Annotated in this window: 16 protein-coding genes and 1 pseudogene; 12 read left to right on the top strand and 5 right to left on the bottom strand. The window is 67.7% G+C overall.

The window, feature by feature from the left end; all coding sequences use genetic code 11:
• The first annotated feature begins 296 nt into the window (after positions 1-296).
• The 3 genes from groES to DSP71_RS16900 all read left to right on the top strand — a co-directional run bounded on the left by groES (position 297) and on the right by DSP71_RS16900 (position 3,106).
• Complete coding sequence (groES, locus tag DSP71_RS16910) at positions 297-593, top strand: co-chaperone GroES (RefSeq protein ID WP_017203655.1); 297 nt, start codon at positions 297-299, stop codon at positions 591-593.
• A 182-nt stretch (positions 594-775) separates the two neighbouring features.
• Positions 776-1,705 (top strand): EamA family transporter RarD, encoded by a 930-nt coding sequence (rarD, locus tag DSP71_RS16905; RefSeq protein WP_113681654.1) that lies wholly within the window; start codon positions 776-778, stop codon positions 1,703-1,705.
• Between the two features lie 144 nt (positions 1,706-1,849).
• Positions 1,850-3,106, top strand: coding sequence for an ABC transporter substrate-binding protein (locus DSP71_RS16900; protein ID WP_046747416.1), 1,257 nt, complete (start codon positions 1,850-1,852; stop codon positions 3,104-3,106).
• A gap of 92 nt (positions 3,107-3,198) precedes the next feature.
• Here DSP71_RS16900 and DSP71_RS16895 read toward each other — a convergent pair whose 3' ends face one another.
• From DSP71_RS16895 to DSP71_RS16880, 4 genes are read right to left on the bottom strand one after another with little or no spacing between them, the layout of a single operon-like run.
• Positions 3,199-3,972: an ABC transporter ATP-binding protein gene (locus DSP71_RS16895; protein ID WP_046747417.1), complete on the bottom strand. Its 774-nt coding sequence runs from the start codon at positions 3,970-3,972 to the stop codon at positions 3,199-3,201.
• Entirely contained in the window at positions 3,969-4,982 is a 1,014-nt protein-coding gene (locus tag DSP71_RS16890; protein WP_374168979.1) for an ABC transporter ATP-binding protein, read from the bottom strand. The genes DSP71_RS16895 and DSP71_RS16890 overlap by 4 nt, the downstream gene beginning before the upstream one ends.
• A gap of 40 nt (positions 4,983-5,022) precedes the next feature.
• Positions 5,023-6,000 (bottom strand): branched-chain amino acid ABC transporter permease, encoded by a 978-nt coding sequence (locus DSP71_RS16885; RefSeq protein ID WP_113681653.1) that lies wholly within the window; start codon positions 5,998-6,000, stop codon positions 5,023-5,025.
• Between the two features lie 5 nt (positions 6,001-6,005).
• Positions 6,006-7,355 carry a branched-chain amino acid ABC transporter permease gene (locus DSP71_RS16880; protein ID WP_046747419.1) on the bottom strand — a complete coding sequence of 450 codons (1,350 nt, stop codon included), beginning with the start codon at positions 7,353-7,355 and terminating at the stop codon, positions 6,006-6,008.
• A 252-nt stretch (positions 7,356-7,607) separates the two neighbouring features.
• Here DSP71_RS16880 and guaB point away from each other — a divergent pair, with 252 nt between their 5' ends.
• Positions 7,608-9,110, top strand: a complete 1,503-nt coding sequence (gene guaB, locus DSP71_RS16875) for an IMP dehydrogenase (protein ID WP_058631856.1) — start codon at positions 7,608-7,610, stop codon at positions 9,108-9,110.
• Between the two features lie 65 nt (positions 9,111-9,175).
• On the opposite strand, the gene DSP71_RS16870 is transcribed toward guaB, so the two are convergent.
• Entirely contained in the window at positions 9,176-9,628 is a 453-nt protein-coding gene (locus DSP71_RS16870) for a DUF4190 domain-containing protein (protein WP_113681652.1), read from the bottom strand.
• A 165-nt stretch (positions 9,629-9,793) separates the two neighbouring features.
• Between DSP71_RS16870 and DSP71_RS16865 the strand changes: the two genes are divergently transcribed.
• From DSP71_RS16865 to DSP71_RS24140, 8 genes and pseudogenes are all read left to right on the top strand, one after another.
• Positions 9,794-10,108 carry a DUF2277 domain-containing protein gene (locus DSP71_RS16865; protein ID WP_061018604.1) on the top strand — a complete coding sequence of 105 codons (315 nt, stop codon included), beginning with the start codon at positions 9,794-9,796 and terminating at the stop codon, positions 10,106-10,108.
• Positions 10,109-10,251: 143 nt separating this feature from the next.
• Positions 10,252-11,295: a response regulator gene (locus DSP71_RS16860; RefSeq protein ID WP_061018601.1), complete on the top strand. Its 1,044-nt coding sequence runs from the start codon at positions 10,252-10,254 to the stop codon at positions 11,293-11,295.
• Positions 11,295-12,284, top strand: coding sequence for an ATP-grasp domain-containing protein (locus tag DSP71_RS16855; RefSeq protein ID WP_113681651.1), 990 nt, complete (start codon positions 11,295-11,297; stop codon positions 12,282-12,284). The genes DSP71_RS16860 and DSP71_RS16855 overlap by 1 nt, the downstream gene beginning before the upstream one ends.
• On the top strand, positions 12,281-12,994 hold the full coding sequence (locus tag DSP71_RS16850; protein ID WP_113681650.1) for a PHP domain-containing protein: 714 nt from the start codon (positions 12,281-12,283) through the stop codon (positions 12,992-12,994). The genes DSP71_RS16855 and DSP71_RS16850 overlap by 4 nt, the downstream gene beginning before the upstream one ends.
• Entirely contained in the window at positions 12,994-14,481 is a 1,488-nt protein-coding gene (locus DSP71_RS16845) for a glycosyltransferase (RefSeq protein ID WP_113681649.1), read from the top strand. The genes DSP71_RS16850 and DSP71_RS16845 overlap by 1 nt, the downstream gene beginning before the upstream one ends.
• Positions 14,478-14,621 carry a hypothetical protein gene (locus tag DSP71_RS22450; protein ID WP_170224283.1) on the top strand — a complete coding sequence of 48 codons (144 nt, stop codon included), beginning with the start codon at positions 14,478-14,480 and terminating at the stop codon, positions 14,619-14,621. The genes DSP71_RS16845 and DSP71_RS22450 overlap by 4 nt, the downstream gene beginning before the upstream one ends.
• On the top strand, positions 14,618-14,965 hold the full coding sequence (locus DSP71_RS16840; protein ID WP_046748786.1) for a response regulator transcription factor: 348 nt from the start codon (positions 14,618-14,620) through the stop codon (positions 14,963-14,965). Before DSP71_RS22450 ends, DSP71_RS16840 begins: the two co-directional genes overlap by 4 nt.
• Positions 14,962-15,457, top strand: a pseudogene (locus tag DSP71_RS24140) (PAS domain-containing sensor histidine kinase); the annotation flags it as partial. The gene DSP71_RS16840 and the pseudogene DSP71_RS24140, both read left to right, overlap by 4 nt.

Raw genomic sequence — 15,457 nt, 5'->3', positions numbered from 1 at the left:
GAGGTCGGGGGAGTGGCCGGCCGCACGCAGCCGCGACACCGCTCGCGCGACCTCGGTGGTCGACTCGATGGGACCGGTCGTGTCGAGAAGCTCGAGACCTTCGGGGGTGAGCAGGGCGCGCAGCTCGGACATCTCCACGGTCTCAGCCTAATCGGCCGCGCCTCGAGTCGAACCGCGTCGCTCACTGGCACTCGCATTGCGTGAGTGCCAGCCGAGCGCCTAGACTGGATTAGCACTCTCGGGTTGAGAGTGCGAACAAGTCTTTCGTGTCAGCGTCAAGAAAGAAGAGGTAGACCGTGTCGGTTTCCATCAAGCCGCTCGAGGACCGCATCGTCATCAAGCAGGTCGAGGCCGAGCAGACCACCGCGAGTGGCCTGGTCATCCCCGACACCGCCAAGGAGAAGCCCCAGGAGGGCGAGGTCGTGGCGGTCGGCCCCGGCCGCATCGACGACAACGGCAACCGTGTTCCGCTCGACGTCGCCGTCGGCGACCGCGTGCTCTACAGCAAGTACGGCGGCACCGAGGTGAAGTTCGGCGCAGACGAGTTCCTCGTCCTGTCGGCTCGCGACGTCCTGGCGGTCGTCGTCCGCTGATCTGCTGAACCTGTTCCCCGCCTCTCATGAGGGGCAGGGTGAGGTCCTCGAAGGGGGCCCGGATGCGTCTCGCATCCGGGCCCCCTTCTGCGTCCGCCAGCGGGCATCCCTTTCCTGCCAAACTCCGCCGGGAGGCTCTGCCGCCGACGTCCGCATCCACGCCGCGGGCATAGGGTTGTGCGGTGACCCCAGAGACGACCCGCGCCACGCAGACCGCCGGAGTCGTCTACGCCGGAGGGGCGTACCTCCTCTGGGGCGTGCTTCCCCTCTACTTCCTCCTCCTCGTTCCGACGGGTCCGTGGGAGGTCGTGGCCTGGCGGGTGCTGCTCTCCTTCGTCTTCTGCGTCCTGCTGCTCACCGTCACGCGCGGTTGGGTGGCCTTCGGCGTCATCATCCGCCAGCCGAAGCTGCTGGGGTTGACCGCGCTGGCGGGTCTGCTGATCTATGTGAACTGGCAGGTGTTCCTGATCGGAACGCTCAGCGGCAACGTCGTCGAGACGAGCCTGGGGTACTTCATCAACCCGATCACGACGGTGCTGCTGGGTGTCTTCGTGCTGAAGGAGCGCATCCGTCGATTGCAGTGGGCAGCCATCGCCATCGCGGCTATCGCCGTCATCGTGATCGTCGTCGCCTACCGGCAGTTCCCGTGGATCGCGCTGTCGCTGACCGCGTCCTTCGGCGTGTACGGGCTCATCAAGAAGAAGATCGGCCGTGCGGTCGATGCGATCAGCGGCCTGACTCTGGAGTCGTTCTGGCTGATCCCCATCGCGGTGGCGCAGCTGATCATCGTCGCGCTCACGTCGGGCATCACGATGGGCGCGAACGGGTGGGCGCACGCGTTGCTGCTGGCCTTCGCCGGTGTCGCCACGGCGGTTCCGCTGCTGCTTTTCGCCGCGGGAACCCGACGCATTAACCTCACGGTGATCGGCATGATCCAGTTCATCACCCCCGTCATGCAGTTCCTCATCGGGGTCCTGGTGCTGCACGAGCCGATGCCGGCCGAGCGCTGGGCCGGCTTCATCATCGTGTGGATCGCGATCGGCGTCTTCGTGGTCGACCTCCTGCTCGCCGCGCGACGAGGGCGCAGGATTCCACGGGTCGAAGCCGCCTGATCCCGAGGACCACGGGTCAGGGAACCCGGTCCCGGATCGTTAACGCACCGAGACACTTGCACCCCCTGCGCGCGATACTCACGCCCTAGTGTTAGAGCACCCGATTGTGGTCACATTCCACGTTCAGTTACGCAAGGGAGCATCATGAACGCATTGAAGGGCTCGCGAACCGCGAAGGTCTTCGCCGGGATCGCACTGGTCAGTGCATCCGCCATCGTCATCGCTGGTTGCAGCAGCACTCCTAGCGGGGAGAGCGGCGGCAGTGACAAGCCCGCAGCCGATCTGACGCTCAAGCTCGGCTCGCTGCTTCCGCAGACCGGCTCGCTGGCGTTCCTCGGCCCGCCCATGGAGTCGGGCGTCGGGCTGGCCGTCCAGGAGGTCAACGACGCGGCTGCCGGCATCACGATCGACCTGACGGCCGAAGACGAGGGTGACACCGACACCAAGGCCTACGAGACCTCGATCACCAAGCTGCAGGGCGCCGGCGTCTCCGCCATCGTCGGAGCTGCCGCATCCGGTGTCTCCAAGCTCATCCTCGACGGCAACGTCAGCGCCGGGATCCTCCAGATCTCCGCGTCGAACACTTCGCCCGACTTCACCACGTGGGATGACAACGGTCTGTACTTCCGCACCGCCCCCAGCGACCTGCTGCAGGGCGAGGTGCTCGGCAACCTCATCGCCGAGGACGGCGCGAAGACGCTCGGCATCATCTACCAGAACGACGCGTACGGCACGGGCCTCGACGCGGCGATCAAGGAGACCTTCGAGGGCACCGGCGGCGAGGTCGTCGCCGAGGCGTCGTTCAACGTCGGCGACGCGCAGTTCGACGCCCAGGTCGAGACGATCAAGGCGCAGAACCCCGACGCGGTCGCGATCGTGTCGTTCGACCAGTTCAAGACCATCGCGCCGCTGCTGGTGAACGCCGGCATCTCGGCCGACAAGTTCTACATGGTCGACGGCAACCTGTCCGACTACGGCTCGGAGATCCCGGTCTCGCTCGAGGGCGCGCAGGGAACCAAGGCCGGCCCCGCACTTGCCGACGACTTCACCTCGCGTCTGCAGGACTTCTGGACGGGCGAGGGCAACGCCGAGGTCAAGGACTTCACCTACGCGGCTGAGGCATACGACGCCGTCATCCTCGTGGCGCTGGCCTCCCTGGCCGCTGGCTCGACGGACGGCGCGGACATCGCGGCCAAGATGCAGGAGGTGTCGGGCGGCTCCGGTGACGGCAAGAAGTGCACCAGCTTCGCCGACTGCGCCAAGATCATCAACGACGGCGGCACGGCCGACTACGACGGCTACTCCGGTGACGTCACGTTCGATGAGGCCGGCGACCCGCAGGGTGCGTCGATCGGCATCTACAAGTACGGTGCCGACAACATGATCACCCGCACCAACTGATCAGACGATCACACGACGAAGGCCCCGGATCCGATCCGGGGCCTTCGTCGTGGTGTCGGCGGCTTTCTCGCTCGCGGCTTCTCGCTCGCCGCTCAGGCGGCGTCGGTGCCGAGCGTGCCGAGATAGAGACCGATGACCTTGGGGTCGTTCAGCAGGTCCCTGCCACTTCCCTCGTGCGCGTCCTTGCCCTGATCGAGGACGTACCCTCGGTCGCAGATCTGCAGGCAGCGTCGAGCATTCTGCTCCACCATGATCGTGGTGACACCGGCCTTGTTGATGTCGGAGACCCGGATGAACGCGTCGTCCTGTCGCACCGGGGAGAGGCCGGCCGACGGCTCGTCGAGCAGCAGCACCGACGGGTCCATCATGAGGGCACGGGACATGGCGACCATCTGCCGCTCACCACCGGAGAGCGAACCGGCGCGCTGCTTGAGGCGCTTGCCCAGCTCAGCGAAGATGCCGGTGACGAACTCGAGTCGCTCGTCGTAGATCTTGGGGTTCTGGTACAGCCCCATCTGCAGGTTCTCCTCGATCGACAGCGAGGGGAAGACGTTGTTGGTCTGCGGCACGAAGGCCACTCCACGCCGGACGAGCTTGTCGGCCTTCAGACCCACGATGCTCTCACCCTTCACCGTGATGTCGCCGCTTCGCACGTTCACGAGCCCGAAGATGGCCTTCAGGAGAGTGGACTTCCCCGCCCCGTTCGGACCGATGATCCCGATCAGCTCTCCCTGCCGCGCCACGAGGTTGGCACCGTTGAGGATGTTCACACCGGGAAGATAGCCGGCATGGACGTCGGTCAGCTTCACGACGACATCGTCCTGAGCCGCGCTCGTCGCTGCATCGGTCGGCGTTTCCCCGCTCATGCGGTGCCCTTTCCCTCGGTATCGGTATCGGTAGCGGTGCCGGGAACCGGATCGGTCGCCTCGAGCTCGGCCTCCGCCTCCGCTTCGATCTCCTCACGGAGCCTGCTGGCGGCGGCATCGGGGAGCACCGGGATACGTCCGGTGACGGCGCCGAGGTCCACGTCCTGGTGTGCACCGAGGTACGCGTCAACGACAGCCGGGTTCTCCATGACCTCGTCGGGAGGGCCCTCCGCGACGACCCGCCCCTCGGCCATCACGATCACCCAGTCGGCGATGTGACGCACCATGTGCATGTCGTGCTCGACGAAGAGCACGGTCATGCCCTCCTCCTTCAGGTCGAGGATGTGGTCGAGGAGCGACTGCGTGAGCGCGGGGTTGACGCCGGCCATGGGCTCGTCGAGCATCACCAGCGTCGGGTCGCTCATCAGCGCCCTGGCCATCTCGAGGAGCTTGCGCTGGCCACCCGAGAGGGCCGCGGCGAAGTCCTTCTCCTTCGCGTCGAGCTTGAAGCGCGTCAGCAGTTCGCGCGCCTTGGCCTCGATCTCGTTGTCCTGTGCCCTCCACAGGACAGGGAACAGGCTGGACCAGAATCCCTCACCGCGCTGATGCGGAGCGCCCAGCTTCATGTTCTCGAGCACCGTGAGCAGCGAGAGCGACTTGGTGAGCTGGAACGTGCGTACCTGGCCCATCCTGGCCACCTTGAACGACGGCACCCCGGAGAGGCTCGTGCCGTCGAACGACCACGTGCCGCTGTTGGGCTTGTCGAATCCGCAGAGCAGGTTGAAGAGCGTCGTCTTGCCTGCTCCGTTCGGGCCGATCAGCGCGGTGATGGCTCCTCGGGGGACTTCGAGGTGATCGACGTCGACGGCGGTCAGGCCTCCGAAGCGACGCTGGACGGCGTCGACGACGAGGATCGGATCGACCTTCGCGACTCCGGGCTTCACCTCACCCGTGGTCAGGCCGGTGGTCTTCGGGCGTCGGATGCTCCCCGTGGAGGGAGCCGCGGTCACCGCGGCGTCCGCCGAGCCGGGGACCTGTTCCGGGGTCAGTTCATTTGACAAAGGTCATCTCCCTCTTGTCTCCGAGGATGCCCTGCGGGCGGAAGATCACGAGCAGCATCAGGGCGATGCCGACGAAGACGAAGACGAGGGTCGACGCCTGGCTGTCGGTCATCGGCAGCAGCCCGGCCTTCGCCATCGACGGGAGCAGGTTGGCCATGAAGGCGAACACCACCCAGAAGAGCACCGCACCGAGCGTGGGTCCGAACACCGTGGCCGCGCCTCCCAGGAGGAGGATCGTCCACAGGAAGAACGTCAGCGACGTCGAGTAGCTGCCGGGGACGACCGCGGAGGGGAGGACGAAGACGATCCCACCCGCGGCACCGATCACACCACCCACGACGAGCGCCTGCATCTTGTAGGCGAAGACGTTCTTGCCCAGCGAGCGCACGGCGTCCTCGTCTTCGCGGATGCCCTTGAGCACGCGGCCCCACGGGCTGCGCATCAGCGCCCACACCAGCAGGATGGCGATGACCAGGACGATCACGCCGGACACGCGGTTCCAGAGGTCGTTCGCGCTGTACGTCCAGGGTCCGAACCCGTAGGTCCCCGGCGGGATGGGGTTCGCGTCGCGGAATCCGCCGTTGTACTGGGCGAGGCCGTCGGCGCTGTTGGTCCATTCGTCGAACACCTGCGTGGTGAAGAGGAGACGGACGATCTCGCCCGCGGCGATCGTGGCGATCGCGAGATAGTCGGCGCGGAGCCGCAGCGTCGGTATGCCCAGGAGCACGGCGAAGAGGGCGCCGCCGACCAGGCCGATCAGCATGCCGATCCACCACGGCAGGCCGAAGCTGAGCACCGAGATGGCGTAGCCGTAGCCGCCGATCGCCATGAACGCGGCCATGCCGAAGTTGAGCAGTCCGGCGTATCCGAAGTGCACGGCGAGGCCGGTCGCCGCGAGCGCGTAGGCGATGGTGACCGGGCTGAACAGGTAGACGGCCGTGTTCGAGAAGATGCTTCCGAAGTCCATGGCGATCAGCCCAACCTTTCCCTGCGTCCGAGCAGCCCTTGAGGTCTCACGAGGAGGATGAGGATGAGGATCACGAGAGCACTCGCATACTTGAGGTCGGACGGGATCCACAGCGTCGACACCTCGACAGCCATGCCGACGATGAGCGATCCGACCAGAGCGCCGAACGCCGTGCCGAGGCCGCCGAGGGTGATCGCGGCGAAGATCAGCAGGAGCATCTGCATCCCCATGTCCCACTTCACGCCGGGGCGGAAGTACGCCCACAGGATGCCGGAGATGGCGGCGAGCGTTCCCGCGAGGATCCAGACGTAACGGATCACACGGTCGACGTCGATCCCGGACGCGGCAGCGAGCTGCGGGTTGTCGGAGATCGCGCGGGTGGCCTTGCCGATGCGGGTGCGCGTCAGGAAGAAGGCCACGGCCAGGATCACGACGATGCTCACACCCATCGCGATCATGTCGATGTAGGACAGTGAGATCGGCCCGAACTGGATCGGGGTGGGGCTGGCACCGGGGAGCTGATATGTGCCTCCGCCGATCATGAACTGGAACGCGTATCGCAGCGCGAGCGAGAGCCCGATGCTGACGATCATCAGCTGGACGACACCGAGACCGCGCCGGCGGAGCGGACGCCAGATCCCGGCATCCAGCGCCCAGCCGAACAGGCCGCCGCCGATGACGGCTGCGACGATGCCGAGCCAGAGAGGAAGGTGCCAGAACGTGGTCGTGACGAGGGCGACGAGGCCGCCCCACGTGACCATCTCGGCGTGCGCGAAGTTGGAGAGGCGCGTGGTGCCGTAGATGAGGGCAGCGCCCATCGAGGCGAGAGCCAGCAGGAGTCCGAAGTTCAGTCCGCCGACGAGGCGTGAGAGCAGCTGGTCGACGAAGGAGACGGTGACCCGTTGCCCCTCGCCGAGGAAGAGGTTCATGATCTTCGTCCCGGTGAGGCCGAACTCGACTTCGAAGGAGGCCGTGGTCCCGGCGATCGGCTGGGTGCCCTCCGGGAGCTGGGTCGCATCGACGATCACGCCGTCCGGCAGCGTCGACTCATCGACCGTGAGGGTGTACTTCTCCTTCTCGGGCACGTACAGGCGCCATTTGCCGTCGGCATCGGTCTCGGTCTCGCCGTCGAAGCCCTTGCCCTCGATGGTCATGACCACGCCTTCGACCGGCTGGTCGTCGAAGGTCACGACGCCGGCGAAGTAGAAGTCGGTGACCTCCTGCCCGTCGTCCGTCGTCTCGGCCGAGGCCGCTGACGGGGGCAGGAACAGGAACGCTGTGAGCGCCATGAGGATACTGAGGAAGGCGACCACCCAGGGTCGCTTTCGCTGCACGGCGAGTGTTGTGGGTCCCACGCAACCTCCACTTTGAGTGCTGTGTCTCTGCGATCTCGGGTTTGTCCGCAGAGATGGACGACGCACTTGAGCGTAATGCGCCATCGCCGATTCACCTACGGTCGGTGCCAACGGTCCGGTAACGACGCGGCTCTGGGAATGTTCTCGGGCGTGTCTCGCTTAGAATCTTCATACGGGCCGCGGCCCCGCACCGGCCGACGTCGACCACCCCCTCGCACTCGGACATGCGCGACTCGCGCAGAAGGAGAATCCATGGAACAGCACGATCCCTTCGGCTTCGTCGGACTGACGTACGATGACGTGCTGTTGCTCCCCGGGCACACCGATGTCATCCCCAGCGAGGCCGACACCTCGTCGCGCATCACCCGGCGCATCTCGGTCGCGACGCCGCTCCTCTCGAGCGCCATGGACACGGTCACCGAGTCGCGGATGGCGATCGCGATGGCGCGTGAAGGCGGCATCGGCATCCTGCACCGCAACCTCTCCATCGCCGACCAGGCAGCGCACGTCGACCGCGTCAAGCGCAGCGAGTCCGGCATGATCACCGACCCGATCACCACGACGCAGGATGCGACGGTCGAAGAGGTCGACAACCTCTGCGCGAAGTACCGCATCTCCGGCCTCCCCGTCGTCGACGACGAGGGCAGGCTCGTCGGCATCATCACCAACCGCGACATGCGCTTCGTCTCCGGCTTCGAGCGGCAGACCACCTTCGTCAAGGACGTCATGACGCGGGAGAACCTCGTCACCGCTCCGGTGGGCGTGGCCGCAGGCGAGGTCATCGCCCTGTTCGCGAAGCACCGTGTCGAGAAGCTGCCGCTCATCGACGACGACGGCAAGCTCGCCGGTCTCATCACCATCAAGGACTTCGACAAGAGCGAGAAGTACCCGCTCGCCACCAAGGACGACCAGGGGCGTCTGCGCGTCGGCGCGGCGATCGGCTTCTTCGGCGACGCGTGGGAGCGTGCCGAGGCGCTGCGCGATGCCGGAGTCGACGTCCTCGTGGTCGACACGGCCAACGGGCAGTCGCAGGGTGTCATCGACCTCGTCCGCCGGCTCAAGGCCGACGAGTCCTTCGCACACATCGACGTCATCGGCGGCAACGTCGCCACCCGTGAAGGCGCTCAGGCTCTCATCGATGCCGGAGTCGACGCGGTCAAGGTCGGCGTCGGCCCCGGGTCCATCTGCACCACCCGCGTCGTCGCCGGCGTGGGCGTGCCGCAGGTGACCGCGGTCTACGAGGCTTCGCTCGCCGCTCGTCCCGCAGACGTTCCGGTCATCGCCGACGGTGGTCTGCAGTACTCGGGCGACATCGCCAAGGCGCTCGTCGCCGGTGCCGACGCCGTGATGCTCGGCTCGCTCCTCGCCGGAACCGACGAGTCGCCGGGCGAGATCGTCTTCCAGTCGGGCAAGCAGTTCAAGCAGTACCGCGGCATGGGCTCGCTCGGCGCGATGCAGACGCGCGGCAAGCAGACCTCGTACTCGAAGGACCGCTACTTCCAGGCCGATGTCCCGAGCGACGACAAGCTGATCCCCGAGGGCATCGAAGGCCAGGTCCCGTACCGCGGACCGCTCGCCGCGGTCGCCTATCAGCTGGTGGGCGGGCTGCGTCAGTCGATGTTCTACGTCGGAGCGCGCACGATCGAGGAGCTCAAGACGCGCGGCAAGTTCGTGCGCATCACCTCGGCAGGGCTCAAGGAGTCGCACCCGCACGACGTGCAGATCGTGGTCGAGGCGCCGAACTACAAGAAGTAGGCGTGACACGAAGAGGGGCCGGATGCGCATCGCATCCGGCCCCTCTTCGTGTCACGCCGCTGCGGTCACCCGCAGGTGTAGGTGACGCCGTTGACTTCCCAGACGCCGGCGCCCAGCTCGGCGCACGTGCCGAAGATCGCGGCGAAGACGGTGACGGACAGGATGATCCCGATGATGCCGAGGATCGTCAGGATCGCGCCGATGATGATGCCCGCGATGGCCAGCCCCTTCGGCTGCCCGGTCTTGCCGAGTTTCACCGCGGCGACGATGCTCAGGATGAGTCCGATCGGCGCCGCCAGGAAGGCGAGGACCAGACCGACGATCGACAGGACGCGACCGGGAGGCGTGGGCTCCGGCTGCGGGTACGCCGGTGCCGTGGGCGCCGGATAGGCCGGGGCTGCTGTCGGTGCGGATTCCCAGGCCGGGGCTGCGGTCGGCGGAGCGGGAGGGGCAGCGGGCGGTGTCGTCGGGGTCGAGGAGTCGGCAGCGGGCGGTTCGGGGAACGGCGGGTTCGTCATGGTCTGTCCTGTCGACGGGGGTGGGGATCGCACTGGCGGCCCGGATAGCCCCGAGCGTAGCGAGCGGCCCTCGGCGGCACCATCCCCTGTCGTCGGTCCGACCCCGGTGGGCGGGGAGACGCCGCGACTCTTCCGTCGACCCGCCGTGCGGCGTAGCGTGCGGGTATGTGCCGCAACATCATCCCGCTGAACAACCTCGAGCCCGCTGCGACCGCGCAGGAATGCCACGATGCGGCGTTGCAGTTCGTGCGCAAGATCGCCGGGACCACGGCGCCGTCGCGGGCGAACCAGGCCGTCTTCGAGAGCGCGGTCGACGAGATCGCGGCTGTCGTCGACCGTCTCCTGGGTGAGCTCGTCACCACCGCACCTCCGAAGAATCGTGAGGACGAGGCGGCGAAGCGACGGGCGCGCTCGGCCGAGCGGTACGAGGCGATCCGGGTGTTCCAGGAGGAGAAGCGCGCCGCCCGCGCAGGAGCGTAGGCGCATACCGTCGCAATGGCGGCGGCGTATGCCAGAATCGTCATACCCCGCTCGACTTTCCCTGCGGTCCCGGTGTTGAAGGCCCCGAGATCGCGCCGCCGATCCCCATCGGTCAGGGAACCTCCCCAAGGAGAGCCGTACACATGCCTGAGGACTCTCCTCGCGTTCTCGTCGTCGACGACGATCCGGACGTCGCCCTGCTCGTCAAGACCGTGCTCGAGCGACGTGCCGCGTGCATCGTCGACGTCGCCGAGGACGGACAGGTCGCGATCGATCGGGTCGCGGAGGTGCGGCCGGACGTCGTGGTGACCGACATCGAGATGCCGGGACTGAGCGGCCTCGAGCTGCTCGCCGAGCTGCGACGCATCGTTCCGTCGGTGCCTGTCGTGGTGATGACCGCCCACGTCTCCGTGGAGTACGCGGTCTCGGCCCTGCGGGCGCAGGCGGACGAGTTCCTGACCAAACCGCTCGACAACGGCAAGCTCGTGGAAGCCGTCACCCGTCTGGTCGAGGAGGGGCACCGCCGCCGAGCGGAAGCGCGCACACCGGAGCGGGTGCTCGCGATCGGCGCACATCCGGACGACGTCGAGATCGGCGTCGGCGGATTGCTCGCCGCGCACGCCAGGGCTCAGGACGAGATCACGATCCTCACGCTCTCCCGCGGTGCCAGGGGTGGGGACGCCGACAGCAGGCAGAACGAATCCCTCGCAGCGGCGGAGATGCTGGGCGCCCGCCTCTTCCTGAAGGACCTCATCGACACCGAGATCTCCGGAGGGGGATCCACGGTGCGCATCATCGAAGAGGTCGTGCAGGAGATCCAGCCGACGATCGTCTACACGCACTCGCCGCACGACCGGCACCAGGATCACCGTGCCGTGAGCGAGGCGACCGTCGTGGCCACGCGGCGGGTCGGTACCGTCGCGTGTTATCAGAGTCCGTCGGCGACGATCGACTTCCGGCCCACGAGGTTCGTGCGCATCGACCAGTACCTCGACGAGAAGCTGCGGCTCCTCGAACGCTTCGGCTCGCAGACGGCGAGCCGCGACTACCTCGCGCCCGAGTTCGTCACCGCGACAGCGCGGTACTGGTCGAGATTCGGTGGGGGTACGGCCGTCGAACCGCTCGAGGTCGTGCGGGAGACCGCCGAGTTCATCGGCGCCCACGAGCTCACACGACGGGAGAGCTGATGACGAAGCGCGTGCTGGTGACCGGTGCCGGTGGTCCGGCGGGAGTGGCCGTGATCCGGTCGCTGCTCCGCCGCTCGGACCTGACCGTGTTCGCCGCGGACATGGACGGCTGGGCGAGCGGCATCTACCTGGTGCCCCCGGGGCAGCGACGCCTCGTGCCACCGGGACGTGACGACGACTTCGTGCCGGCGATCGCGCGCATGGTGGCGGACGACGGCCTCGATTTGGTGATCTCGACCGTCGACGTCGAGCTCATCGCCCTCGCGGGACGGCGCGATGAGCTGGCACCCGCCGTGCTGGCTGCGCCGTCCGAGGACACGCTGAACACCGCGCTCGACAAGCTCGCCCTCGCGGAACGCTGCGCGTCGACCGGTCGCGTCCCGCGCACCGTCCTCGCCGGGCGTGATGCCGAGGCCGTCGAGTGGGAGTTCCCGGTCTTCGCCAAGCCGCGTCAGGGTGCAGGGAGCCGTGGCGTGCGGCTCGTGCCCGACCGTGCTGCTCTCGAGGCCCTGCCGACGGACGAGGGACTCATCGTCCAGGACTTCCTTCCGGGGGAGGAGTACTCCGTCGACGTCATCACGGATGCCACCGGGGCCGTCGTGGCCGCGGTACCCCGCACGCGAGCCAGGGTCGACTCCGGCGTCGCCATCGCCGGACGCACGGTCCGCGATGCGGAACTCGAGGAGACGGCGGCATCGATCGCCCGCGCGATCGGACTGGTCGGCGTCGCGAACGTGCAGCTGCGGCGCGATCGCGCGGGTCGTGCGGTGCTGCTCGAGGTCAACCCTCGCTTCCCCGGCGCCTTGCCTTTGACGATCGCGGCCGGCGTCGACATCCCGTCGCTCGTGGCCGACCACTTCCTGGGGCGAGAGCTTCCCGTGCAGATCCCGTTCCGCGAGGTCGCCTCCGTGCGCTTCCTCGAGGATGTGATCGTGGAGATCGAGGATGTGCTGGTCTCCGACCATGCGGGGCATCAGGAGGAACTGTGAGCCACGCGCTGCTCCGCGGCGACCACCACGTCCACTCCACCTTCTCGGACGATGCGGTCTCGACACTCGCACAGAACGTCGAGGCTGCGGCCGCAGCGGGACTGACCACGGTGCGCCTCGTCGACCACGTGCGTCAGAGCACGACCTGGGTGCCGGAGTACCTCGCTGCGGTGCGGGTGCTCCGGGTGCCGGACGGGCTCACGGTGCTCACCGGTGTCGAGGCGAAGATCCTCGACGTCGGGGGAACTCTCGACATCCCGACCCTCCCCGACGGCATCGATCGGATCCTCATCGCCGACCACCAGTTCCCGGGGGCGGACGGTCCGCTCGGACCCACCGCGGTGCGGGAGCGGATGGCCGCGGGATGGGCCGCTGACGACGTTCTCGATCAGTTCGTCGAGGCGCTCATCGCCACGATGCGGCGCTACCCGGGGAACCAGCTCGCGCACTGCTTCTCGATCCTGCCGAAGATCGGTCTGTCCGAGGCCGACTTGGGTGCGCAGCGCGCGGATGCCTGGGCACGCACCGCCGCCGACACCGACACCCTCGTCGAAGTGAACGAGAAGTGGGGCTGCCCTGGGGTCGATGCGCTGGCCGCGCTGCGCCGCGCCGGCGGCACGGTGGTCGCCTCGACCGACAGCCACGACGCCGCCGAGGTGGGCCGGTACTCGAGGATCCTCCCGCTGCTCGACGCGGTGGCGGTCTCCTGATGGCCGATCTCACCTGGCTGGAGACCGTGGTGGTCATCCTCCTGCTGCTCTGCATCCTCGTCGGCACGCTGCCGGTGGTCAACACCGGCCTGCAGTTCCTCATCCTTCCGCTGCATGCGTTCCGCAACCATTACGGCAAGGCGGCGCCGTACCACCCGAACGTCGCCGTCGTCATCCCCGCCTGGAACGAGGGTGCGGTGATCGGCCCCGCGATCGAACGGCTGCTGCAGCTGGAGTATCCGGCTGAACGCCTGCGGGTCTTCGTCGTCGACGACGCATCGACCGACGACACCCCCGAGGTCGTCGCCGCCACGTCAGCGGCCCACCCCGGCCGCGTCGTGCACCTGCGGCGCGAGAAGGGGGGAGAGGGCAAGGCGCACACGCTCAACCACGGTCTCGACGTGATCCTCGCCGACACGTGGGCCGAGGCCGTGCTCATCATGGATGCGGATGTGATCTTCGCCCGTGATTCGCTGCGCAAGCTCACCCGCCACCTGGCCGACGAGAAGGTCGGTGCCGTGACGGCCTACATCGCCGAGGGCAGCCGCGACCGCAACTACCTCACGCGTTTCATCGCCATCGAGTACGTGATCGGTCAGCTCTCCGCACGTCGGGTGCAGAACGTCGGCGGCGCCATCGCCTGCCTCGCGGGCGGCGCCCAGTTGCACTCGCGCGCGAACCTCGAAGCCATCGGCGGACGCATCCCCACGGGAACCCTCGCCGAGGACACCATGACGACGTTCGAGGGCCAGCTCAAGGGACGCCGGATGGTGTTCGAGCCGCATGCCGTGGTGCTGGCCGAGGAGCCGCGGACGATCGACAGCCTGTGGAAGCAGCGTCTGCGCTGGGCGCGCGGCAACGTGCAGCTCACCTCGATCTACCGAAAGCTGTGGTTCCGCCCGAGCCGGGACCACAACCTGGGCAGTTTCGGCTTCGGGCTCGCCTGGTTCACGATCCTCCTGCTCCCTGCGTTCATGCTGCTCGCGGCGGCCGGCCTGCTCGCGCTCCTCCTGCTGCACAGCGACATCGCGGAGTTCGTGTTCCGCTTCATGTGGATCGCGGCGGCCTGCATCTACATCTACTCGATGCTCTACTCGGTGCAGCTGGATCCCCGCATCGGCAGACAGTCCTGGCGCGAGGCGATCATGTTCCCAGGGCTCGGTGCCCTGATCCTGATGGCCATCGCGATCTTCCCGCAGCTGTTCGAGTCCGCGTTGCTCGCGCTCGGGCTGCCCGTGACGCACGAGGCCCGCATCATGTGGGCGGTGATCTTCTACCTGTGGGGACCGATCTCGATGCTGGGGATCTGGCTCGCCCGGGCGGTGGAGCCGCTCCCTGGCGGACGCTTCTTCGCGGGGCTGCTGCTCTACGTCTGCGGGTATGGCTCACTGCTGTGCGCCATCACCGTGGATTCCTACATCAAGGAGTGGCGTCGCGCCGATGCCTCCTGGATCAAGACCGAGAAGATCGGACGTGTCGACTCATGACCGCAACCCCGTCGAACGATGCCGAGGTGGAGGAGATCGCCGCGGATGCCCGACGTGAGCGACGTCTGATCCCTCAGGCTCTGCTCGCCCTCGCCGTGGTGGTCGTCATCGTCGTGGTGAGAGAGCTGCTGCTCCGATGAGCGGGAGGCCGTTGGCCCTCGTCGTCGAGGACGCGCCCGATCAGGCCGCGCTGCTGCGCCGCTATCTCGACCGCGAGGGGTTCGACGTGTTCGTGGCCCGTGACGCCGAGTCGGCGATCGCCGCGTTCTCCGAGATCGATCCCGTGGTGGCCGTGCTCGACCTGCTGCTGCCCGGTATCTCGGGACAGGAGTGCGCGCGGCTGGTCCGGGCCCGTTTCCCCGACTGCTTCCTGGTGATCAGCTCGGTGCTCGATGCCACCGACTATCCGCCGGCGGACGCCGCGCTCCCCAAGCCGATCACGGGTTCCGAGCTGCACGCGATCGTCGAGGGCGTGCGGCGATGAGGGCCACGCCGCTCGATCGCGCGGAGAACCGCTGGTATCAGGTCTTCGACAACCCGAGCCCGCTGCTCAAGCAGGCGCCGACGGTCACCGCGACGGTGATCGCGGCGCTCCTCACCTGGTGGGTTCCCGACCTTCCCATGACGCACGTCGCACCGGCCGTGGCGGGGATCATCCTGGTGCTCGCGGCCACGGCCTTCGCCGCGGTGCTGACGGCCCGCGGGGTGCACGAGGGACGGGCGCTCCTGCTCATCCCCATCGTCGACATCATCGGCCTCGGACTCTTCCGCACGGGTACCGGGGGAGCGACATCGCTCTTCTCATCACTCGTGCTCCTCCCGGTGGTCTGGCTGGCCGCCGCCCCGGGCATCCGCTGGGTGTTCGTGGTCGGCGGGCTCACGTCGATCGCGTTGCTGATGCCGTACGTCACCGCGCCACCCGCGACCTCGGTCGAGTGGCTGCGGGGCGTGGTGGGCCCGCTCGTGTTCTCGGCGG

The sequence above is a fragment of the Microbacterium sp. H6 genome, from assembly GCF_003314775.1.
GTDB lineage: Bacteria > Actinomycetota > Actinomycetes > Actinomycetales > Microbacteriaceae > Microbacterium > Microbacterium oxydans.
Note: the sequence above shows the minus strand (reverse complement) of the source record. Positions and strands in the feature narration are given on the sequence as shown.

Excerpts from the sequence above, each read along its gene's own strand:
- DSP71_RS16900 (WP_046747416.1), top strand. The coding sequence starts at position 1,850 with ATGAACGCATTGAAGGGCTCGCGAACCGCGAAGGTCTTCGCCGGGATC.
- DSP71_RS16840 (WP_046748786.1), top strand. The coding sequence starts at position 14,618 with ATGAGCGGGAGGCCGTTGGCCCTCGTCGTCGAGGACGCGCCCGATCAG.
- DSP71_RS16865 (WP_061018604.1), top strand. The coding sequence starts at position 9,794 with ATGTGCCGCAACATCATCCCGCTGAACAACCTCGAGCCCGCTGCGACC.
- DSP71_RS16895 (WP_046747417.1), bottom strand. The coding sequence starts at position 3,972 with ATGAGCGGGGAAACGCCGACCGATGCAGCGACGAGCGCGGCTCAGGAC.
- DSP71_RS16870 (WP_113681652.1), bottom strand. The coding sequence starts at position 9,628 with ATGACGAACCCGCCGTTCCCCGAACCGCCCGCTGCCGACTCCTCGACC.
- DSP71_RS16855 (WP_113681651.1), top strand. The coding sequence starts at position 11,295 with ATGACGAAGCGCGTGCTGGTGACCGGTGCCGGTGGTCCGGCGGGAGTG.
- DSP71_RS22450 (WP_170224283.1), top strand. The coding sequence starts at position 14,478 with ATGACCGCAACCCCGTCGAACGATGCCGAGGTGGAGGAGATCGCCGCG.
- guaB (WP_058631856.1), top strand. The coding sequence starts at position 7,608 with ATGGAACAGCACGATCCCTTCGGCTTCGTCGGACTGACGTACGATGAC.
- DSP71_RS16860 (WP_061018601.1), top strand. The coding sequence starts at position 10,252 with ATGCCTGAGGACTCTCCTCGCGTTCTCGTCGTCGACGACGATCCGGAC.
- DSP71_RS16845 (WP_113681649.1), top strand. The coding sequence starts at position 12,994 with ATGGCCGATCTCACCTGGCTGGAGACCGTGGTGGTCATCCTCCTGCTG.
- DSP71_RS16885 (WP_113681653.1), bottom strand. The coding sequence starts at position 6,000 with ATGGACTTCGGAAGCATCTTCTCGAACACGGCCGTCTACCTGTTCAGC.